This window comes from Millisia brevis NBRC 105863 (assembly GCF_001552615.1).
Lineage (GTDB): Bacteria > Actinomycetota > Actinomycetes > Mycobacteriales > Mycobacteriaceae > Millisia > Millisia brevis.
Genome location: NZ_BCRN01000019.1, coordinates 15,622 through 36,428 on the forward strand (window position 1 = coordinate 15,622; position 20,807 = coordinate 36,428).

Sequence of the window (20,807 nt, forward strand, 5' to 3'; positions counted from 1 at the left end):
AGCCTCACAACAGACAACTTGTTCATGTTTTTGTCCCACATTGGGCACGGAGCCCATTGTTGACCGGAATAATTCCGGGAATCGGTCCAACCTGTCGGGATCTGCCGAGTATTCGCAGGTGAAAGCCCCGGACGCGCTTCGTCGTGCCCCCGGGACAGCCGAGATCACCGTCCGGAGTACCCCGCGTAGTTCGCCATGACCACCGCCGGCACATCGCCCGCGGGCAGAATCGGGCCGACCCACCGATTCGAATCACACAAATGGCATGCGCATGCGGAACAGGGCTCCGTCACGACGTCGACAGACGCCCGGTAGTGCGACTTCACAATTCCGTAGAATTGACGTCGACTCCAATTCGGCCGGGGCCGGCGGGCGAGAGACCCACAGCGCCAACAGCAACCACCTGGACAGTTGACCGAATCGTAGCGGGACGTGCCGCGGCACGACGGTCGGAGCCGGATGTCGGACCCCGACCGTAGGGTCACCACCGTGGCCAAACCGAGAACCGAGTACCGCTGCGCCCAGTGCGCCCACACGGTCGCGAAGTGGGTGGGTCGCTGCCCGTCCTGCGGCGAGTGGGGCTCGATCGGCGAGGCCGCCGGCCGCGCACCGTCCGCCGCGACCCCGCTGGACCGGGTGGATGCCGCCGGTACGGTCGCGGTCGGCACCGGGATCGGGGAGCTCGACCGGGTGCTGGGCGGCGGGGTCGTACCCGGCTCGGTGATCCTGCTCGCCGGGGAGCCGGGCGTCGGCAAGTCGACGCTGCTGCTCGAGGTGGTGCGGCGGTGGGCCGACCGGGACGAGTCGGCCCGCGCGCTGTACGTGACCGGGGAGGAATCCGCCGGCCAGGTGCGGCTGCGCGCCGATCGCACCGGCGGAGCGCATCATCGGGTGCTGCTGGCGGCGGAGACCGACCTCGATACCGTCCTGGGCCACGTGGAGAAGATCCGCCCCTCGCTGCTGGTGGTCGACTCGGTGCAGACGATCAGCGCGGCCGGGGTCGAGGGCACGCTCGGCGGGGTCTCCCGGGTCAAGGCGGTCACCGCCGCGATCACCTCCCTGGCCAAGAGCACCGGCGTCGCGGTGATCCTGGTCGGCCACGTCACCAAGGAGGGCGCCGTCGCCGGCCCGCGGACGCTCGAGCACCTGGTGGACGTGGTGCTCAGTTTCGAGGGTGAGCGACATTCGACGCTGCGACTGATCCGCGGCATCAAGAACCGGTACGGCTCGGTGGACGAGATCGGCTGCTTCGAGATGCACGAACGCGGTATCCGGCAGGTATCGGATCCCTCCCGTATGTTCCTGCACCACCGCGGCAAACCGGTCCCCGGCACCGCGGTCGTCGTCACCACCGAGGGACGTCGGCCGGTGCCCGGCGAGGTGCAGGCGTTGCTGGCCCCATCGGCCGGCGGTTCGCCGCGGCGCGCGATCAGCGGGCTCGACAGCGGCCGGTTGGCGATGATTCTGGCCGTCCTGGGCAGCGCGGGGATCGATTCGAGCAAGCACGAGGTCTACGCGGCGACGGTCGGGGGGATGCGCACCACCGAGCCGGCCGCCGATCTGGGAATCGCCCTGGCGGTCGCCTCGGCGGCGAGCGGTCGGCCGCTGCCGGCGGGGACGGTCGTGATCGGCGAGGTCGGCCTGGCCGGTGAGATCCGGGCGGTCACCGCCCTCGAACGCCGGCTCGCCGAAGCGCAGCGCCTCGGCTTCACCGCCGCGATCGTGCCGTCCGCCAACCAATCGTCGGCCGATCGCGCGTCCTCCGATCGAGCGGCCACCCGCGGCAGCCGCGCCGGCGGGATCCGCCTGCGGCCGGTGGACACGATGCTCGACGCCCTGGCCGCCGTCGGCATCAACGGCAGACGAGGGCGGCCGGCGGCCGACTCCCCGTCCGAGGGCACCCGGTACGAGGGCACCCAGTTCGAGGACACCCGGTTCGAAGGCGCACAGCCGGGCGCGGGCGACCGGTCGGCGGTCCGCGCCATCGGGTGACCCACCGGGCGATCGGGTACCCCGCCCCGGCTACCGGGTGATCAGCTTCGACAGCACGATCGCCGAGCGGGTGTGATCGACCGACGCGGCGGTCCGCACCCGCTCGAGCGCCTCCTCGAGCGCACCGACGTCGCGGGCGCGCATGAAGACGATCGCGTCGGCCTCGCCGGTCACCGTGCCCGCCTCGACCACCTCGGGGACCCCCTCGAGGATGCGCTGCAGGGCGCGCGGCGAGACGGTGCCGCGGCAGAACAACTCGACGTGCGCCTCGATCACCGACCCCTCGATCCGCGGATCGACCCGCACGGTGAAGCCGCGGATCACCCCGTCGGCCACCATGCGGTCGACCCGCCGCTTGACGGCGCTGGCCGACAGACCGACCTGCTCGCCGATGTCGCCGTAGCCGGCGCGCGCATTGGCCCGCAGCCGCTCGATGATGCCCGCATCAACCGGATCCATGTGCAAAAAATTATCTCCATACCCCCTAACGACGCAATAAATCGCCGCTCGGGTCCGGAAATACGCGCGATTTCCCTGCGACCATGTGAGACATGAAGCCAGTTCTCACCGACACGATCACCGCACCCGCTCCCTCCGGCACCGCTGCGGTGCGGTCCGAGCAGGCGACCACCTTCTCGGTGTTGATGTGCCCGCCGACCCACTTCACGGTGCAGTACGCCATCAATCCGTGGATGAACCCGGATATCCCGACCGACACCGCCGCCGCGAACCGGCAGTGGCAGGAGCTGCGCGAGACCTACCTGCGGCTGGGCTACGACGTACAGGTCGTCGAGCCGGTGGCCGGCCTGGTCGATATGGTCTTCGCCGCCAACGGCGGATTCACCCTGGACGGCAAGGCCTACGGCGCACGATTCCTGCACGCCGAGCGGGCCCCCGAGGGCGACGCCTATCTGCGCTGGTTCGAGCAGTCCGGATTCGACGTCCACCGCCCCCGGTACACCAACGAGGGCGAGGGCGACTTCCTGCTCTGCGGCGAGACGATCCTCGCCGGGCACGGCTTCCGCACCTCCACCGAGGCACACGACGAGGTCCGCGGGATCTTCGACCGCGAGGTCGTGAGCCTGCGACTGATCGACCCGGCCTACTACCACCTCGACACCGCGCTGACCGTGCTCGACGGCCGGACGATCGCCTACCTGCCGGCGGCCTTCGACGAAGCCGGCCGCGCCGAACTGGCCCACCGCTACCCGGACGCGATCCTGGTCGACGAGGCCGAGGCCGCGGTCCTGGGGCTCAACGCCGTCAGCGACGGGCATACCGTGATCCATGCGCCGCAGGCCCGGAAGTTCGCGGCCGACCTGCGCGCCCGCGGCTTCGAGACCGTCGGAGTCGCCCTGCCGGAGCTGCTGCTCGGCGGCGGCGGTATCAAGTGCTGCACGCAGGAGCTTCGCCGATGACCACTCTGGAGGTGTCGATGACGACCGAACGGACCACAGCGGAGATCGACCGCGTCGAACGTCACGCCGCGCACAACTACCATCCGCTGCCGGTCGTGGTGGCCGAGGCGTCCGGCGCTCGGGTGACCGACGTCGACGGCAAGAGTTACCTCGACTGTCTGGCCGCGTACTCCGCGGTCAACTTCGGGCACGGCAATCCGCGGCTGATCGCGGCGGCGAAGGCCCAGCTCGACCGGGTCACCCTGACCAGCCGGGCCTTCCACTCGGCCACCCTCGGCCCCTTCGTCGAGGAGCTCGCGCGGTTGGCGGGCAAGGACATGGTCCTGCCGATGAATACCGGCGCCGAAGCGGTCGAGTCCGGCATCAAGGTCGCCCGCCGTTGGGCTTACCGGGTGAAGGGGGTGCCCGCCGACCAGGCGCAGATCATCGTCGCCGAGGGCAACTTCCACGGCCGCACGACGACGATCGTCTCGTTCAGCGACGACCCCGACGCCCGCGCGGACTTCGGGCCCTTCACGCCGGGCTTCGTGCACGTCCCCTACGGCGACGCCGATGCGATCGCCGCGGCGATCACCCCGAATACGGCCGCGGTCCTGCTCGAACCGATCCAGGGTGAGGCCGGGGTGATGATCCCGCCGGACGACTACCTGCCGCGGGTGCGGGAGATCACCGCCGCCGCGAACGTGCTGATGATCGCCGACGAGATCCAGTCCGGGCTCGGGCGGACCGGCGAGACCTTCCGCTGCGACGCTCTCGGTGTCGTCCCCGATATGTACCTGCTGGGCAAGGCGCTCGGCGGCGGGATCGTGCCGGTATCGGCGGTCGTCGCCAACAGCGACGTCCTCGGCGTTCTGACACCGGGCTCGCACGGCTCGACCTTCGGCGGGAATCCGCTGGCGGCCGCCGTCGGCCTCGAGGTGGTACGGATGCTCGCCGACGGCGCCCTACAGGCCCGCGCCCGCGAGCTGGGTGAGCGGCTGCAGCGCGGCCTCGACAAGCTGATCGGCCACGGCGTCACCGAGGTGCGACGGGCCGGCCTGTGGGCGGGTATCGACATCGATCCGGCGGTCGGCACCGCCCGCGACGTCTGCCTGCGGCTGATGGAGGCGGGCATCCTGGCCAAGGACACCCATGGTCAGACCGTCCGACTGGCCCCGCCCATCGTGATCGACGAGGACGATATCGACCTGCTGATCGAACGGTTCGGCGCCGCGGTGGGCGCCGCCTGAGCGGATTCGCTCAGGTGATGCGGAACTGCTCGGCGGACGACTTGAGGTCGCCGAGCTGACCGATCACTTCGAAGTCTCCGGCGCCGACCGGGGTGCGCGGTGCCTGGCATCCCGGTTCGGACGTCGCTCCGGACCACTGCACGGTGAACTTCGCCTGCTGGCCGGGCTCGAGAACCCGAACATCGGACTCGCCGGCCGGGAAGCAGTCGAGGCTCGACCAGAGGCGCCGATCGTCGGGTGTGTAGACGAGGACCTGCTGCATGCCCGAGCCGAGGTCCCGCTCGCAGGGCGCGTTCGCGATATTGGTGATCACGACGGTGAATCCGATCGGCGAACCGTCGGCATAGCTGCCGTTGTCCGGGATCGCCTTGATCGCCAACGACTGGTCGGTGCACGCCGCGGTGGTGCTGCCCTCGGGCGCGGGAGCCGGGACGGCGCCGTCGGCAACCGCCTGATCGGGGGCCGGCGCGGGCGCCGCGGCGGAGCCGCTGTCGGGAGCCGGTCCGCCGACCGACCCGCCGGTGATCGCATCATCCGGCGGGAAGCTGACCTCGGGACCGGCCGAGGACGTGGTGGTTCCGTCGGTCGAGTCCGTGGAGCCGCTTCCCTCGGGGGCGGTGGTGGTCGAGGTGATCGATGTCGAATCCGAGGACGAACCGGCGGCCGTGACGTCGGCGCCGCCCGCGGTCAGATAGACCGCACCTCCGACAACTCCCGCGGTGACCACTGCGACGGCCGCCAACGCCGCCGCCCGACGGCGACGGTAGATATGCGGCGGCAACGGGCCCCGAGGTTCGAGCACACCCTCACGTTAAGGCGCGGCGACCGTCGATCCGGTCATCCGGAGCCGGCGTGTCGCTTTCGGTGCCCGATTTTCCGCCGGGTCGGAATCAATCCGCCTGGATCTCGATCGCCTCGACCACGTCGGGATCACCGATGTCGCCGATCACCTTGCGCACGATCGCTCGGCCGTCGACGAGGTTGTAGGTCAACCCGACGATCGCGACACGGCCGTCGCGCACGGCGGCATCGATGATCGTCGAACGGGACAGCAGCAGCTTGGCGGTCTCGAGGACGTGGTCGGCGCCGATCTCGTCGGGATGCTTGTAGCCCAGCCGACGGGCGGTCAGCACCGACGGGGTCATGCGCTCGACGATGTCGCGGATGAATCCGCCGGGCACCTCGCCGTTGTCGACCGCGTCGATCGTCGCCTTGACCGCTCCGCAGCTGTCGTGGCCGAGGATCGCGATCAGGGAGCAGCCGAGCTCCTCGACGCCGAACTCGATCGAGCCGAGCACCGCGGTGTCGATCAGGTGACCGGCGGTCCGCACGACGAACATGTCGCCCAGGCCCTGGTCGAAGATCAGCTCGGCGGCGACCCGCGAGTCGGCGCAGCCGAAGAGCACCGAGCTCGGGCTCTGTCCGGCGGCCAGCGCGGCCCGCTGTTCGGGTGTCGGGCGTGGTTGGGTGAAGTTGCCCTCGACGAAACGAAGGTTGCCTTCACGAAGCTTCTTCCACGCCTCTGCGGGCGTCGCGGCGGACATGTTCTGCATTCTGCCTCGACCGGCAGCGGGCGGCGACCGAGATCGCAAACAACGCGCCGCACACCACCCGATGGGGCAGCACCGGACGGGACGCGGCACCATCGAGACCGTGATCGAGCAGCGAGCGGCGGGCCGCGGACCGAACCCCTCGGGGGGAATCGACGCGCGGCTGCTGATCGACTGGTTCCGCCGCACCGCACGCGATCTGCCCTGGCGCGCACCCGGCACCACCGGCTGGCAGGTATTGGTCAGCGAGATCATGCTGCAGCAGACGCCGGTGGTTCGCGTCCAACCGATCTGGCTGGACTGGATGCGCCGCTGGCCCACCCCGTCGGCGCTCGCCGCGTCGACCGCCGCCGAGACCGTGCGCGCCTGGGGCAAGCTCGGCTATCCGCGCCGCGCCCTGCGCCTGCACGAATGCGCCGGTGCGATCGCGCGCGACCATCGGGACGTCGTTCCGGACGATGTCGAGACCCTCCTGGCGTTGCCGGGGATCGGCGACTACACCGCTCGCGCGGTGGTCTGCTTCGCCTACGGTCGTCGGGCGCCCGTCGTCGATACGAATGTGCGCCGCGTGGTGGCGCGGGCGGTGCACGGCGAGGCGGTCGCCGAGGGCGCGACCGGCAAACGGCATCTCGCGGAGGTCGCCGCGATGCTGCCCGCGCGGGCGGATCGGGCGGCGGTCTTCTCGGCGGCGTTGATGGAGCTCGGTGCGCTGGTCTGCACCGCCCGCTCCCCCGCCTGCGCCGAATGCCCGATCGCCGCCGACTGCCGGTGGCTGGCCGCGGGCCGACCGGACGCGGGCAAACCGGCTCGCCCGGCCCAGCGGTACGCCGGCACCGATCGTCAGGTGCGCGGGCGGCTGCTCGACGTGGTGCGCGGCTCGAACGAGCCGGTGACGAAGACCGCGCTCGACGCCGCCTGGACGTCCGACCCCGGCCAGCGGGAGCGGGCGCTGGTGTCGCTGCTCGAGGACGGCCTGCTCGGCCAGGACGACACCGGGCGGTTCACCCTCGCCGGCGGCTGACCCGCCGCCGGCGTCGGGCTCGGATCAGCGGTCGAGGACCTGCGAGATCAGCCACTGCCCGTCGACCTGCTCGAGCTGGGCGGCGACCGGGGTCACCACGAAGCCCTGGTCGACGCCGTCGATCACCGCGTTGACGGTGACGCTGGCCACGATCTCCGCGCGGTCGCCGTCGAGCAGGGTGATCGCGGTCGGGTCGACGATCGCGGTCGCCGATGCCTTGACCTGGTTGGCGAAGTCCTTCGTGGCCTGCGCGGTCACGTCGTACTGCTCGCGCATATCGCCGGTCAATACCCCGCGGGCGTTGTCCTGGTCCTGGTCGATCGTTTCGTAGTTGTAGGACAGCACGGTCGCGAGGCCGTTCTTGGCGGCGTCGAGGACCTCGCCGGTAGCCGCCGAGTCCACCCAGGCCTGGTTGCCGGTGTGCACGCCGGGTCGGATCGCGGCCACGACGATCAGTCCGACCAGGACCGCGGCCACCGCGACGAGCGCCCAGATCGACCGCCGGATCGGACCGCGCTTGGTGCGCGAGACGATGACGGGTGGGACGACCGGCAGGTCCGGCTCGTCCCCACCGGCCCGTTCATCCGCGCCGGCGATCCCGGACTCGGCGATCCCGGTCTTCGCGAGGTCGACCGCCTTGTCCTCGACCGCCTTGTTCTCGACCGTCTTGTCCTCGACCGACATCTTCGTCTCGACCGGCGGGACGACCGTCTCCGGGGCGACGGGCGACGCGGGGGCCGCGTCGACCGGCGAGGTCGTCACCGTGGTCTCGGTCCGGCGGCTGCCGGCGACCCGCGGACGACGCGCCGGATGGCCGCCGACCGGACGTCGACGCTCGGGGGCGAACCGGGGGTTCTTGCGGTCGGACTCGGTCACGGTGTCCCCGTTTCCGCCGGTGCTTGCTGGTCGGTGGGGGCCTGCTGATCGGCGGGCGCCTGCTGGTCCGGGGCGGCCGCCGCGCCGGCCGGGTTGTTGAGCGAGATCGCATTGCCCAGTTGAGCGATCTGCGAGGCCCGCCAGGCACCGTCGACGTTCTGCATATCGAGGCTGACGGTCAGCCGCGTCATCGCCGGCTCCGCCAGTTCGGGACGAGCCGTGGACACGTCGAGCACCACGAGGGCCTCGGCGGTGCCGTCGTCGTAGTCGAACGCCGACAGGCCGGCCCGATGGGCGGTAGCGGTCACGGTGACCCCGCTGCCGGAGAACATCTGCTCGAACTGACCGCGCGACTCGTTGAGACCATTGGTCAGCTCGTCGCCGGTGATCGACGACGCGATATTCGCGAAGGTGTCGTCGAGGTTGTTCGGATCGACGGAGTTGAGGTTGATCGCGGCTTGCCTCGCCCCGGTCAGTGCCGCATCGCTCGCATTGGCGATCCGCGTCTGCTGCAGCGCCTGGACCCAGCCGAATACGAGGAATCCGGCGACGACGGCAAGAACCACGACCAGCGCGGCGAGCGCGACCAGCGGCCACGCCGAGCGCCTGGCGCCTGTCCCGGATGTATCTGTCACGGATGCCTCCACCACCGGATCGACGGTACCGGCCTCGTCACCGGTGTCGGCCGGTGCCCCAACGACGGTCATCGGGTGGTGACTCCCATCAGGAACGCGAGCTGCGCCGCGATCGGTCGCAGGTCGAGCTTGTCCGGATCCCGCTTGGGGGTGTTGTCCCAGGGCTGCGGAATCTCGGGATCGGCGTAGATGATGCGCGAGGCCGACCGCACGCCGGTGGCCGAGCCGAACGGAACCCGGCAGTCGGCGTTCAGGTTGATCGGATAGTCCTGCAGGGTCGGATCGAAGCTCGGATCGGCGGCCTTCTGCTGGGCGATGATCGCCGCGGTGCCCTCGTAGCCGACGGTGCACGGCGGCGGGTTGTTGGTCTCGAAGATGATGCCCTGATGGATCGTGCCGTCGCCGGGGGTGACCGACGTGGCGGCCGCCAGTCCCAGCGCGGGCAGCAGGGTCAGCAGCGGCCGCAGCGCGATCGACCGGGGCGCGAGCGCCTCGACCAGACCGGCGATATTGCCGAGGCTGGTGGTCAGGCCCGGGCCGGCCTGATCGATCAACGCACCGACCTCCTGCGCGGCGGGGGTGCCGTTGTCGATCAGTCGCCGCAGGTCGGGGTCGTTGTTGCGCAGTTGCTCGGTGATCAACACCAGGTCCGAGCTGAACTGGGCGATCGACCCCGACTGCTCGGCCTGGGTGGCCAGGAATGGTTGGCCGCTGTTGATCAGGGTCATCGTCTGCGGCAGGTACTGCACGCCGTCGGCGGAGAGCGAATCGAGGGACTCGACCAGGCGGATCAGGTCGTTGTCCTTGCCGTCGAGCGCGGTGCCCAGTTGGGTGACCAGGGTGTGCAGATCGTCGACCGGAACAGAGGTCGCCAGGTTCTGCACGTCGGAGAAGAGGTCCTGGACGGGCACCGGGATCGTGGTATTCGGCTGCCCGTCGACCTCGCGCGGGATCACCGAATTGTTCTCGAGGTACGGCCCGGCATCGGTGGTCGGCACGATGTCGACGAATTGCTCGCCGATCGCCGAACGGTTGACCACGCTCGCCTCGGTCTGCGCGGGGATGTCCGGGCCGCCGCTGTCGAGCAGCAACTCCACCCGCACGCCGTCGTCGATCAGGCTGAGCTGACCGACCCGGCCGACCGGAACGCCGCGGTAGGTGACCTCGGCGTTCTCGAAGATGCCGCCGGAGTCGGTGAAGTCGGCGTAGACGGTATAGCGGCCGAAGCCCAGCAGATTCGGCAGCCGCACGTAGTTGGCGCCGACGTAGACCAGTCCGAGCACGGCGACCAGCAGGAAGGCGCCGAGCTGTACGGTGACCAATTTCGATCTCACGGCTGACCTCCCGTCGTGTCCTGTGGTGTCGGTGTCCCGATGCCGGGAATATTCAGGCCCAGCGCGCCCGGCTGGAGACCGAACTGTTCCAGGACGCCCTCGAGCGGATCGAGCGGGCTGGTGACCGGCACCGGCGCGGCCGCCTGCTGCCCCGGCGGCTGCGGGACCAGCTGGTTGATATTGGGCAGGATCGGCACCAGCGAGACCGTCGGCCAGCCGGGGCGCGGCCCATTGCCGTTGTAGTACGGGTTCGACGGGTCGATCGGCGGCTGATAGCTACCGGCCGGCGGCGGCATGTACGCCGGTTCCTGCTTGCCGACACCGAGGTTGGACAGCAGGTTGCCGATCTGCAGGTCGACGCTGATGAACAGGTTGACCGAGTTGCCCAGCACCGTCTTCTCCACCCCGTCGGGGAAGGGGAAGGTCGGCAGCAGCGCCAGGTCGGTGACCAGGGCGTCGCCGTTGGCGGCGAGCGCCTGCAGGGTCGGGCGCAGCGCCCGCAGGTCGCGGATCAGCCCCTCCTTGGACTGCTCGACGACGTCGGTGCCGACGGTGCCGAGGCGGTCGAGGCCGGCCAGCAATTCGACGAACTGCGGTCGCTGCTCGTCGAGGACCTGCATCGTCTGTGGCAGCTCGTTGAGGATGCCGTTGATCTGTTGCTCCTGATCGGCGAGGTTGCGCGACAACGTGTCGAGGCCCTCGAAGGCGGTGGTGATCGAGTCCCGCTGCTGGTTGAGCGAGGAGATCAGGATGTTCGCCTGGTCGAGCAGGCCCTTGAAGCGGTCGGTGCGCCCGTCGAGGGCGACGTTGAGCTCCTGGATGATCGGGGCCAGCTGGGCGACGCCGCCGCCGTTGATCACCAGCGACAGGGCGCCGAGCAGCTGCTCGATGTCGGTCGAGGTGGACGTGCGATCGATCGGGATCACGGCCCCGTCGGCGAGCGTCCCGGAGGCCGCGGTATCGGTGGGCGCGGTCAGCTCGATGAACTTCTCGCCCAGCAGGTTGGTCTGCTGCACCGAGGCGACCGCGTTCGCGGGCAGCTGGACGGTGCGGTCGACCAGCAGCTCGACCTCCGCGGTCCAGCCCTGGTTCGGGACGCTCAACGACTGGACCCGGCCGACCGAGACCCCGTCGACCTTGACCGTCGTCTGTGGCACCAGATCGAGCACGTCCTGGAACTCCACCTTGATGTGCATCGGATCGGTGCCGACGTCGGCACCGCCGGGCAGCGGGATCCCGTAGATGCCCTGGGAACCGCAACCGGTGGCCACCGCGGCGGTGACCAGCACCGCCACCGCCACGCTCGCGTGCCGCCTCATCGGGTACCCCCACCGGAGTTGACCAGATAGTCGAAGACCGTGCTGCCGCCGAGACGGTCGGACGGGGTACCCGGAACGGTGCCGGGTACGACGTACCGCTGGATCTCGTCGGCCGACAGGATGCCGAAGGGCAGCACCATGTCCGGCGGATGGTTCTCGGTGACGACCTGATCGAGCAGCATGCCGCAGTTGTCGACCAGCGGCGCCATCTGGCGGCCGAGCGCCTCGAACTGCGGATCGCCGGGGCGCAGATTGGACAGATCCATGATGTTGCAGAACAACTGCTTGGGGTCCTGCAGTTCGTTGAAGTTCAGCCGGGACGTCAGGGTGCCGGAGTCCGAGTCGTAGGAGTTGACCACGTTGTTGATCGCCAGCGGCAGCAGGGTCACCGCGTCGATGAGGTTCTGCCGACCGTCCATCAGGGTCTGGCTGACCGGGGCGAGGGCGTTGGCATTGTCGGCGACCACGTCCCGGTTGTTGCGCACGAATTCGGCCAGATCGGCCAGGGTGACCGAGAGCTGCTGGATCGCCGCGTTGAAGCTCTCCCGCTCACCGACGAGGAAGCCGGACAGCGACGCGAGCTGGGTATTGAATGCGCGCACCTGCTGGTCGCCGGCGGCGAGGGCATCGACGAAGCGACTGAGGTTGTCGATCGTGCCGTAGAGGTCCCCGCGGCTGTTGTTGATCGCGTCGACCGCGGCGGTCAGCTCGGTGATCGCCGAGCCGAGCGCCTCGCCGTTGCCGTCGAGGTTCTGCGCGCCGACCTCGACCAGATCCGAGAGCGCGCCGTTGGCGTTGGCCCCGTTGGGGCCGAGTGCCTCGGCGAGCTCGGAGACGCTGGCGTAGAGCTGGTCGACCTCGACCGGCACGTGGGTGTGCTCGATCTCGGTCCCCGAGGAGATCTCCGGACCATCCCGGTAGACGTCCAACTGCACGTAGCGGTCGGACACCACCGACGGGGTGATCTGGTAGGCCTGCGTATCGGCCGGCACCTTGATGCCGCGATCGATCCGCATGTCGACCCGTACGCGGTCGCCCTCCGGTTCGACCGACGTGACCGAACCGACCGGGACGCCGAGCATCCGCACATCGGAGCCGGAGTACAGGCCGACGGTCTTGTCGAAGTAGGCGTACAGATCCTTGGTGCCCAGCCGGGTGAAGGCCCACCAGCCCACACCGGCGGCGGCGATCACCACCAGCAATGCGACCAGGCCGAGGACCACCGTCCGTCCGAGACCGCTGACGGCGGCCATCACTGTCCCCCTCCCGGGCTGCGCACCGGGTCGACACCCAGTTGACGGATCGGTTCGCGATATCCCGGCACGTCCGGCAGTCCGGGCGGGAAGACGTTGACGATCATCTGGTCGAACCACCGGCCGTTGCCGACGATGTTGGTGTACAGCCGCACGAACGGCGCGTACATCTCGATCGCCCGGGCGATGTTGTCGTTGTTGTTCTGCAGGATCTGCACCACCCCGTGGAGCTGCTGCAGGGCGGGGTTGATCTGGGCCTCGTTGTCCCGGATCAGACCGGTCAACTCGTCCGACAGTCGCTTGGTACCGGTCAGCAGCTGCGCGATCGCCTGCTGGCGGGCGTTGAGCTCGTCGAGCAGCCCGCCGGCGTCGGTGATCAGGGTCATGATCACCTGGTTGCGGTCGGCGAGGATCTCGGTGGTCCGGTCGGTCGCTTCGAGCAGCGACCGCAACTCGTCGTCGCGCGACGAGATCGTCTGCGACAGTTGGGTGATGCCGTCGAGTCCGGCGCGGATGCTGTCCGGCGTCTCCGAGAACGCCTGGGCGAGGGTCTCCATCGAGGTGGCGAGCTGCTGCTGATCGATCTGACCGACGGTGCTCGACACCTCCTGGAAGGCCGCGACCACGTCGTACGGGGATGTCGTGCGCTCCAACGGGATCACCCCGCGGTAGCCGAGCGTGCGATCACCGGAGGGGTCGATCGCCAGGAACTTCTGACCGAGGATCGTCTTGATCTGGATCGACGCCGAACTGGTGTCGCCGATCTCGACGTCCTGGACGTCGAAGTCGACCTTGACCCGGTCGCCCTCGAGTTCGACCGAGGCGACCTGGCCGACCTTCACCCCGGCCACGCGCACCTCGTTGCCCGGTCGCAACCCGGCGGCCTCGCTGAATTCGGCCGAATAGCGGCTACCGGCACCGAGATAGGGCAGGTCGGAGATCGAGGCGGCCGAGATGGTGGCCAACAGGATCAGCACGATGCCCAGTGCACCCGCGGCGGGTGCGGAACGACGGGTACTCATGAAATTCCACCCCCCGAGCAGCGCGGCGCGGAGTTGGTATAGAGCGGTTGGTTGATCGTCGGCAGGCCGGTCGGCAGATTCAGCTGGGGTGCGTAGCCCGGGCCGGCGGTCACGTCGATACCGCAGAGGTAGAACTGGAACCACGAACCGTTCGATGCCACCCGAATCAACTTCTCCAACTTGACCGGAAGATTTTGCAGGATCGCGTTCACATCGTCGGACCGGGCGTTGATCGTGCCGCCGAGGGTGTTGATCGACGCGACCGACGACTGGATGGCCGGCCGGGTCGGTTCGAGCAGGTCGGCGGTGGCATTGGTCAGCCCCGCCATCGCGGTCACCGCCTGGCCGACCGTGCCGCGCTCGGCGGCGAGGCCGGAGATCAGCGCCTGCGTATTGGTGATCATCGAGTCGAACTGTTCGTCGTGCTCGTTGAAGTTCGTCAGCACGACGTTGAGGTTGTCGATGACGCTGCCGATCACCGCGTCCCGGTCCGCCAGGGTCGAGGTCAGGCTCGCGGTATTGCGGACCAGCGAGCCGATCGTGCCGCCCTCCCCCTGGAAGACCTGGATGATCTCGAAGGAGAGCTTGTCGACGTCGTCGGCGCTCAGCGTTTGGAAGATCGGCCGCAGCCCGTTGAACAGGGTGGTCAGGTTGACCGCGGGCCGGGTCTGCTCGATCGGAATCGTGCCGCCGCCGTTGATCTTGCGGCCCTGATTGCCGGTGCCCTCCTCCAGCGCGATGTAGCGCGCGCCGATCAGGTTCCGGAAGCGCAGCTTGGCGACCACCGACTCCGGCAGCCAATCGCGCTCGGCGAGGGTGAAGGTGACCTTCGCCTTGTCGCCGTCGTAGAGCTCGACCGAATCGACCTGCCCGACGCGCACTCCGGCGATCCGCACCTCGTCGCGCGGGTTGAGGGAGGTCGCGTCCGAGAAGATCGCGTTGAACTTCGTGCCGCCCACGCCCGAGGTATTCGCGATCGTCAGACCGAGGGTCGCGGTCGCGACGATCGTGGCGACCGCGAAGATCCCCAGCTTGATGATGGGAGCGAGTAGACCCCTCATCGTTCGGACACCTCCGCCCCGCGCAGAACCGGGGCGCCGACGAGCGTCGCCCAGGACGGGATGTCCTGCGGGTCCTGTCCGGTCGCTCGGGCGTAGATCACCGCAAGGGTGTCGCGTTCCATATCCGATCCCGCATAGGAGGTCGCCGAATCGGCCGCCGGCATCGCCGAGCCGAGCGGATTGGGCAGGTAGTTGATCGTCGCCGGACCGCGGTTGCTCATCGGCACCTGGTAGGAGCCGTCGTTGTAACTGCCTCCCGGGTAGTGCGGGAAGAAGCGACCGGGCTGCACGACGTTGTCGAAGCAGGAGGCGCCGCGATCCTCGAACAGGCGCGGCTCGTCCTGGTTCGGCAGGTAGCGGCCGCGCGGATTGACGAAGGTGATCGTGGTGCGCACACCCGGCAGTCCGGTTCCCTCACCGAGGATGCGTCGGGCCTCCTCGCGGATCGGCACGAAGTTCTGGAGCATGCAGCCGAATGTCGGCGAGAACTCGGCGAACAGTTCCAGGGCCTCGGTCGAGTCGTTGGCGATGGTGATGATCGAGTTGCGGTTGGCCTCCAGGAAGGCCGCGCTGCTGTTCGCGGTCGTCGTCGCCGTCGCGAGCAGGGTGTCGATCGCGCCGCGCTGCTGGACGATCGTCTGCCCGGTGGTACGGAAGTTGTCCAGGGCCCGGACCAGGTTGGGACCGGCATCGGCGTACGTCTGGGCGGCGACCGCGAAGTTGCGGATGTCGTCCTCGAGCGCCGGCAACGAGGTGTTGACCTCGCTGAAGATCGTGGTGATCCGGTCGATCGTCTCGCCGATCTGCTCACCGCGTCCCTGCAGGACGTTGGCGAGCGCGCCGAGGGTATTCGACAGATCCTCCGGCGGGACCGCCTCCAGCAGCGGCAGCACGCTGTCGAAGAGCTGGCCGACCTCGAGCGCGTTGCCGCGCGGGTCCTCGGTGATGATGTCGCCCGCCCGGATCGGGCCGGACGCATCGGCGGTGCTCGAGGTGGTCAACGCGATATACCGCTCACCGAAGAGGGTTTTGGGCAGCAGTCGGGCGGTCACGTCCGCGGGGATCTGGTCGACCTTCGACGGATCGAGCGCGATCTCGGAGATCGCCTGCCCGTTCTCCACCCGGGTGCCGCGAACCTCGCCGACGGTCATACCGCGCAGCTTGACGTCCGCATTGGCGGGCAGGGCGTAGCCGACCGAGTTGGCGTGCAGCTCGATCTTGACCACCGGCGTGAAGACCTTGTTGTAGCTGGCGATCGAGCCGGCGACGAACAGGCCGACCACCAGGAAGAACGCCAACCCGAGCAGCCGCCGACCGACGGTGGCGCTCATCCGGCGACCCGAACCGTGGTCGAGGTGCCCCAGATCGCCAGCGACAGGAAGAAGTTGAGGACGGCGACCACCACGATCGCGGTGCGCACCGCGCGACCGACGGCGACGCCGACGCCCGCGGGGCCGCCGGAGGCGGTGTACCCGTAGTAGCAGTGGATCATGATGATCACGAACGCGAAGACCAGCACTTTCGCGAACGACCAGAGCACGTCCTCCGGTGGGAGGAAGAGCGAGAAGTAGTGGTCATAGGAGCCGGTCGACTGACCGTTGACGGTCGTCGATATCGCACGTGACGCCAGGTAGGCCGAGAGCAGGCCGACCACGTACAGCGGGATGACCGCGATGAATCCGGCGATCATGCGGGTGGTGACCAGGAAGGGCACCGACGGCACCGCCATCACCTCGAGCGCGTCGATCTCCTCGGAGATGCGCATCGCGCCGAGCTGCGCGGTGAAACCGCTGCCGACGGTCGCCGACAGCGCCAGCGCGGCGACGACGGGCGCGAGTTCGCGGGTGTTGACGTAGGCGGACAGGAAGCCGGTCAACACGGAGCTGCCGAGTTGTTCGAGCGCCGCGTAGCCCTGCAGACCGACGACGACGCCGGTGAAGCCGGACATCATCAGGATCACGCCGATCGTGCCGCCGATCACGGCGAGCGCGCCGGAGCCGAAGGTCACCTCGGCGAGCAGCCGCAGCGTCTCCTTGCGGTAGTGCACCGCCACCCGCGGAATCCAGGCGATCGCGCGACCGTAGAACGACATCTGTTCGCCGGCGCGGTCGAGCACCCCCAGAGGAGCATCGACGAGCTTCTTGGCCTGCCGAAGGGCCTGATCGCCCCGGCCGGATGAGATAACCACGTCAGGCACCCCTCGCCGGAACCGCTTGCAGGTAGACCATCGTCAGAATGAGATTGGCGAAGAACAGCAGCAGGAAGGTGATGACGACCGTCTGATTGACGGCCTCACCGACCCCCTTCGGTCCGGAGCCCGGGTTGAGTCCCTTGTAGCAGGCGATCACGCCGGCGATGACGCCGAAGACCGCCGCCTTGATCTCGGCCACCCACAGATCGGGCAGCTGAGCGAGCGCCGAGAAGGACGCCAGGTAGGCGCCGGGCGTACCGCCCTGCAGCAACACGTTGAAGACATAGCCGCCGGCGACGCCGACGACCGCGACCAAGCCGTTGAGCAGCAGCGCCACCAGGATCATCGCCAGCACGCGCGGTACGACCAGGCGCTGGACCGGGTCGATGCCCAGCACCTTCATCGCGTCGATCTCCTCGCGGATCGTGCGCGAGCCGAGGTCGGCGGTCACCGCGGAGCCGGCCGCGCCGGCGACCAGGAGGGCGGTCACGATCGGACTACCCTGCTGGACCACCGCGAGCACGCTGGCCGCGCCGGTGAACGACTCGGCGCCCAACTGCTTGATCAGCGAGCCGGTCTGCAGGGAGACCACCGCGCCGAACGGGATGGCGACCAACGCCGTCGGCAGGATGGTGACGCTGGCGATGAACCAGGCCTGTTCGATGAATTCGCGGAACTGGAAGGGCCGTTGAAAGGTCTTGCGCGCGACGTCGACGGCCAGTTCGACGATATTTCCGGCCTGGGTGAGCGCAGCGGTACCCGACTTGGCGATCCGACCCTGTCCCACCCGTACTTTCATGGATGTCATGGATATGGGTCACTATCTCCAGTCGCTCGATCCACCGGCTTCGGATCTGTCGTCGCGCGGTGCGCCCTGCTCGTCGCGGTAACCGTGTCGAGGTCCGGCGTCGACGGTCTGCCCGTCGTCCTTGCGCAATACGAGGGTCGGCGGTTCATCGGCCGAACCGTCGGCATACGCATCCCCCGTCTCGCGCGAGTAATAGGACTCGTCCTGCTGGTAGGCGCCGTCCTGCTGATAGTCGTGCTCCTGCGGGTACTGATCGTCGTGGCGGTCGGCGTCGTACTGATCCGAACCGTAGTGGGCGTCGGAATGGCGCTCGTACCCGGGCATCCCCGCGTCGGCGAAGTCCTCGACGATGATCTCCTGCGCCGCCGGCGGCAGCGTGTGCAGGATCTCGGCGACACGCTCGCGGCGACGGTCGACCGCCGTCCGGTGCGGCATTCCCGGACTCGGCTCCATCTGCGGCACGATGCCGACGAAGTCGTCGACACCGCCGTCGGGGCGGCCGGCGTCGACCTGCGCCTGCTCCTCCCGCATCTGCGCCTCGTCCTTCTCCTCGGACATGCCGATCGGGCCGATCTTCGAGCCGCGCAGGAACTGCTTGACCACCGGCTCCTCCGAGGTGAGCAGCACCTCGCGGGGACCGAACATCACCAGATGGCGGCGGAAGAGCATGCCGATGTTGTCCGGGACGGTGCGGGCGACGGCGATGTTGTGCGTGACGATCAGCATCGTCGCGTCGATCTGCGCGTTGATGTCCATGAACAGCTGGCTGATATAGGTGGTGCGGACCGGGTCGAGACCGGAGTCGGGCTCGTCGATCAGGATGATCTGCGGGTCCATCACCAGCGCCCGGGCCAGTCCGGCGCGCTTGCGCATACCGCCGGAGATCTCGCCGGGCAGCTTCTTCTCGGCGCCGATCAGACCGACGACCTCGAGGTTCTCCATCACCTTCTTGCGGATATCGGGCTCGCTGAGCTTCGTATGCTCGCGCAGCACGAAGGCGACGTTGTCGTAGAGGTTCATCGACCCGAACAGCGCGCCGTCCTGGAACAGCACGCCGAAGAGCTTGCGGATCTCGTAGAGCTCCTTGGTGGAGCACTGCAGGATGTCGGTGCCGTCGATGATGATCTGGCCCTCTTCGGGGCGCAGCAGACCGATCAGCGACTTCAGGAAGACGGACTTGCCGGTACCGGACGGGCCGAGCAGCACGCTGACCTCACCCGAGGGGAGGGTCAGGGTGAGATCGTTCCAAATCTTCTGAACTCCGAATGATTTGGTCAGGTTCCTGACTTCGACTTCGACGCCCACACCGCTCCTTATAGGTCGCACCCGCACCCCCGCCGGGGGTGTGGGTGAGAACACTGTAGCCCATTGCGTGTACCGCACGTCGCAGATATCCCCGGTTGCCGGCGAGCCTCGATCCGCGCGTCGAGCCCAGCGACCGGCGATCGACGTTTATCGGCTTTGACCTGGCCTTTTGCGCACTACCAACCGTTTGATCGACACCTCAAATACCTCCCGCACGGAGACCGAACGACCGAACGGTCTACTTTTCGTGGCCAGAGATCGACGGGTCATTTCGGCGGTTCGGTCCCGAAACGGGAAATGATTGAATGCGGACGAAAACCGGTCCGATTCGTGAATATTGACATTTGCCAACCGCTGATCCACGCAAATCCCACCGAATCTCACCCGATTGCCCGGTGCGACGAAAGGCGAACAAAACACACACAAAAAGAGGGCCGCACGTCGGTGACGTGCGGCCCTCTCGGGGTGGTACTCGGCTGACGCCGGTGACCGTCCTACTTGACGGTGACCTTGGCGCCGGCAGCCTCGAGCTTCTCCTTGGCGGCCTCGGCGGCGGCCTTGTCGACCTTCTCCAGGATCGCCTTCGGGGCGCTCTCGACGAGGTCCTTGGCTTCCTTCAGGCCCAGGCCGGAGACGACCTCGCGGACGACCTTGATGACCTGGATCTTCTTGTCGCCGGCGCCCTCGAGGACGACGTCGAACTCGTCCTGCTCCTCGGCGGCGGCGGCATCGCCGGCGGCCGGGGCGGCACCCGCGGCGGCAACGGCGACCGGGGCGGCAGCGGTGACCTCGAAGGTCTCCTCGAACTGCTTGACGAACTCCGAGAGCTCGAGCAGGGTCATTTCCTTGAACGCGTCGAGCAACTCATCGGTGCTGAGCTTCGCCATGGTGGCGGTCCTTCCTGTACGTGTTCCGCGGGGATATCCGCAGGTGGTGTTCGTGTGGGTCTAGCGGTACTGCAATCTGCGGACGGGTCACTCCGCCGCGGCGGGTGCGCCCTCTGCGGCCTTCTTCTCCTGCAGCGCGGCGGCCAGGCGGGCCACCTGCGAAGCGGGAGCGTTGAACAGCCCGGCAGCCTTCGCCAGGTTGCCCTTCATCGCGCCGGCCAGCTTGGCCAGCAGAACCTCGCGCGATTCGAGTTCGGCGATCGCCTCGACCTCGGCGACGGACAGCGCAGCGCCGTCCATGTAGCCGCCCTTGATCACCAGCGCCTTGTTGTCCTTGGAGAACTTCTTGAGCGCCTTGGCTGCGTCTACCGGCTCGCCGCCGATGAACGCGATCGCGGTGGGCCCGACGAACAGATCGTCGAGTCCTTCGACGCCGGCTTCCGCGGCCGCACGCTTGACCAGCGTGTTCTTGGCGACGGCGTAGGTGGCGTCCGACCCGAGTGCGCGACGCAGTTCGGTCAGATTCCCCACGGACAGGCCACGGTATTCCGTGACAACCGCGGCAGTGGAGTTCTTGAACTGTTCGGCGATCTCTGCGACCGCAGCGACCTTCTGTGCATTTGCCATACGTCGCCTCCTCTCGTGTGTCAGTGCCGGCCGGAAGGACCGAGAAACACGTAACGCCCCGCGCAGACGCGACGGGGCGTGAGAACAGGCGCACGATGCAAGAACACGTACACGGTTCCCAGTCCTCGTTCCGCCTGCGTGGGCCGTCGAACGTATCGTTCGAACCTTCGATCGTGTACCCGTGAGGCACACGACGACCGACGGTCTTCGGTGGAGCTTTGGTTGGGTGCTCGCCTCCGGCGGGCTCTCGCATGATCGAGAGGGCCCTGCGCGTGGCGA

20 protein-coding genes are annotated in these 20,807 nt (G+C 68.4%); 4 read left to right on the top strand and 16 right to left on the bottom strand.

Features of this window, described 5'->3' with window-relative positions:
- Window positions 1–489: 489 nt before the first annotated feature.
- Window positions 490–1,992, top strand: coding sequence for a DNA repair protein RadA (radA, locus tag MB1_RS21250; protein ID WP_084352392.1), 1,503 nt, complete (start codon window positions 490–492; stop codon window positions 1,990–1,992).
- Between the two features lie 30 nt (window positions 1,993–2,022).
- On the opposite strand, the gene MB1_RS21255 is transcribed toward radA, so the two are convergent.
- Entirely contained in the window at window positions 2,023–2,451 is a 429-nt protein-coding gene (locus tag MB1_RS21255) for an Lrp/AsnC family transcriptional regulator (protein ID WP_066912396.1), read from the bottom strand.
- Between the two features lie 92 nt (window positions 2,452–2,543).
- Here MB1_RS21255 and ddaH point away from each other — a divergent pair, with 92 nt between their 5' ends.
- Both ddaH and rocD read left to right on the top strand, forming a co-directional pair.
- A complete protein-coding gene (gene ddaH / locus MB1_RS21260) occupies window positions 2,544–3,410 on the top strand; it encodes a dimethylargininase (protein ID WP_084352372.1) in 867 nt (288 codons plus the stop codon).
- Entirely contained in the window at window positions 3,407–4,639 is a 1,233-nt protein-coding gene (gene rocD, locus MB1_RS21265) for an ornithine--oxo-acid transaminase (protein WP_084352374.1), read from the top strand. Before ddaH ends, rocD begins: the two co-directional genes overlap by 4 nt.
- A 10-nt stretch (window positions 4,640–4,649) precedes the next feature.
- Here the strand turns inward: rocD and MB1_RS21270 are convergent, their stop codons facing one another.
- Window positions 4,650–5,441, bottom strand: a complete 792-nt coding sequence (locus MB1_RS21270) for a hypothetical protein (RefSeq protein WP_066912399.1) — start codon at window positions 5,439–5,441, stop codon at window positions 4,650–4,652.
- A gap of 88 nt (window positions 5,442–5,529) precedes the next feature.
- A complete protein-coding gene (locus MB1_RS21275; protein WP_066912580.1) occupies window positions 5,530–6,183 on the bottom strand; it encodes a carbonic anhydrase in 654 nt (217 codons plus the stop codon).
- Between the two features lie 109 nt (window positions 6,184–6,292).
- Here MB1_RS21275 and MB1_RS21280 point away from each other — a divergent pair, with 109 nt between their 5' ends.
- On the top strand, window positions 6,293–7,210 hold the full coding sequence (locus MB1_RS21280) for an iron-sulfur binding domain-containing protein (protein WP_281190338.1): 918 nt from the start codon (window positions 6,293–6,295) through the stop codon (window positions 7,208–7,210).
- Window positions 7,211–7,234: 24 nt separating this feature from the next.
- On the opposite strand, the gene MB1_RS21285 is transcribed toward MB1_RS21280, so the two are convergent.
- The 13 genes from MB1_RS21285 to rplJ form a co-directional block, all read right to left on the bottom strand.
- Window positions 7,235–8,086, bottom strand: coding sequence for a hypothetical protein (locus MB1_RS21285; RefSeq protein WP_066912402.1), 852 nt, complete (start codon window positions 8,084–8,086; stop codon window positions 7,235–7,237).
- A complete protein-coding gene (locus MB1_RS21290) occupies window positions 8,083–8,793 on the bottom strand; it encodes a hypothetical protein (RefSeq protein WP_066912406.1) in 711 nt (236 codons plus the stop codon). The genes MB1_RS21285 and MB1_RS21290 overlap by 4 nt, the downstream gene beginning before the upstream one ends.
- Window positions 8,790–10,055, bottom strand: a complete 1,266-nt coding sequence (locus MB1_RS21295; protein ID WP_066912409.1) for an MCE family protein — start codon at window positions 10,053–10,055, stop codon at window positions 8,790–8,792. Before MB1_RS21295 ends, MB1_RS21290 begins: the two co-directional genes overlap by 4 nt.
- Entirely contained in the window at window positions 10,052–11,374 is a 1,323-nt protein-coding gene (locus MB1_RS21300; RefSeq protein ID WP_084352378.1) for an MCE family protein, read from the bottom strand. The genes MB1_RS21295 and MB1_RS21300 overlap by 4 nt, the downstream gene beginning before the upstream one ends.
- The gene (locus MB1_RS21305; RefSeq protein WP_066912416.1) at window positions 11,371–12,627 is read right to left on the bottom strand and encodes an MCE family protein; all 1,257 of its coding nucleotides are present in this window, start codon (window positions 12,625–12,627) and stop codon (window positions 11,371–11,373) included. Before MB1_RS21305 ends, MB1_RS21300 begins: the two co-directional genes overlap by 4 nt.
- A complete protein-coding gene (locus MB1_RS21310) occupies window positions 12,627–13,649 on the bottom strand; it encodes an MCE family protein (protein WP_066912419.1) in 1,023 nt (340 codons plus the stop codon). Before MB1_RS21310 ends, MB1_RS21305 begins: the two co-directional genes overlap by 1 nt.
- On the bottom strand, window positions 13,646–14,710 hold the full coding sequence (locus MB1_RS21315; RefSeq protein ID WP_066912422.1) for an MCE family protein: 1,065 nt from the start codon (window positions 14,708–14,710) through the stop codon (window positions 13,646–13,648). The genes MB1_RS21310 and MB1_RS21315 overlap by 4 nt, the downstream gene beginning before the upstream one ends.
- Complete coding sequence (locus MB1_RS21320; protein WP_066912425.1) at window positions 14,707–16,041, bottom strand: MCE family protein; 1,335 nt, start codon at window positions 16,039–16,041, stop codon at window positions 14,707–14,709. The genes MB1_RS21315 and MB1_RS21320 overlap by 4 nt, the downstream gene beginning before the upstream one ends.
- Window positions 16,038–16,898, bottom strand: coding sequence for an MlaE family ABC transporter permease (locus tag MB1_RS21325; RefSeq protein WP_066912428.1), 861 nt, complete (start codon window positions 16,896–16,898; stop codon window positions 16,038–16,040). The genes MB1_RS21320 and MB1_RS21325 overlap by 4 nt, the downstream gene beginning before the upstream one ends.
- 1 nt (window position 16,899) lies before the next feature.
- A complete protein-coding gene (locus MB1_RS21330) occupies window positions 16,900–17,700 on the bottom strand; it encodes an MlaE family ABC transporter permease (protein ID WP_157084237.1) in 801 nt (266 codons plus the stop codon).
- Between the two features lie 21 nt (window positions 17,701–17,721).
- Window positions 17,722–19,014: an ABC transporter ATP-binding protein gene (locus tag MB1_RS21335; RefSeq protein ID WP_245650302.1), complete on the bottom strand. Its 1,293-nt coding sequence runs from the start codon at window positions 19,012–19,014 to the stop codon at window positions 17,722–17,724.
- A 494-nt stretch (window positions 19,015–19,508) separates the two neighbouring features.
- Window positions 19,509–19,901, bottom strand: coding sequence for a 50S ribosomal protein L7/L12 (gene rplL / locus MB1_RS21340; protein ID WP_066912434.1), 393 nt, complete (start codon window positions 19,899–19,901; stop codon window positions 19,509–19,511).
- Window positions 19,902–19,988: 87 nt separating this feature from the next.
- Window positions 19,989–20,528 (bottom strand): 50S ribosomal protein L10, encoded by a 540-nt coding sequence (rplJ, locus tag MB1_RS21345; RefSeq protein WP_066912437.1) that lies wholly within the window; start codon window positions 20,526–20,528, stop codon window positions 19,989–19,991.
- Window positions 20,529–20,807 lie beyond the last annotated feature (279 nt).

Bases quoted from the DNA above. Each gene is read 5' to 3' on its own strand.
- MB1_RS21255 (WP_066912396.1), bottom strand. From the start codon at position 2,451: ATGGATCCGGTTGATGCGGGCATCATCGAGCGGCTGCGGGCCAATGCG.
- ddaH (WP_084352372.1), top strand. From the start codon at position 2,544: ATGAAGCCAGTTCTCACCGACACGATCACCGCACCCGCTCCCTCCGGC.
- rocD (WP_084352374.1), top strand. From the start codon at position 3,407: ATGACCACTCTGGAGGTGTCGATGACGACCGAACGGACCACAGCGGAG.
- MB1_RS21275 (WP_066912580.1), bottom strand. From the start codon at position 6,183: ATGTCCGCCGCGACGCCCGCAGAGGCGTGGAAGAAGCTTCGTGAAGGC.
- MB1_RS21290 (WP_066912406.1), bottom strand. From the start codon at position 8,793: ATGACCGTCGTTGGGGCACCGGCCGACACCGGTGACGAGGCCGGTACC.
- MB1_RS21300 (WP_084352378.1), bottom strand. From the start codon at position 11,374: ATGAGGCGGCACGCGAGCGTGGCGGTGGCGGTGCTGGTCACCGCCGCG.
- MB1_RS21305 (WP_066912416.1), bottom strand. From the start codon at position 12,627: ATGGCCGCCGTCAGCGGTCTCGGACGGACGGTGGTCCTCGGCCTGGTC.
- MB1_RS21310 (WP_066912419.1), bottom strand. From the start codon at position 13,649: ATGAGTACCCGTCGTTCCGCACCCGCCGCGGGTGCACTGGGCATCGTG.
- MB1_RS21315 (WP_066912422.1), bottom strand. From the start codon at position 14,710: ATGAGGGGTCTACTCGCTCCCATCATCAAGCTGGGGATCTTCGCGGTC.
- MB1_RS21320 (WP_066912425.1), bottom strand. From the start codon at position 16,041: ATGAGCGCCACCGTCGGTCGGCGGCTGCTCGGGTTGGCGTTCTTCCTG.
- MB1_RS21330 (WP_157084237.1), bottom strand. From the start codon at position 17,700: ATGAAAGTACGGGTGGGACAGGGTCGGATCGCCAAGTCGGGTACCGCT.
- rplL (WP_066912434.1), bottom strand. From the start codon at position 19,901: ATGGCGAAGCTCAGCACCGATGAGTTGCTCGACGCGTTCAAGGAAATG.
- rplJ (WP_066912437.1), bottom strand. From the start codon at position 20,528: ATGGCAAATGCACAGAAGGTCGCTGCGGTCGCAGAGATCGCCGAACAG.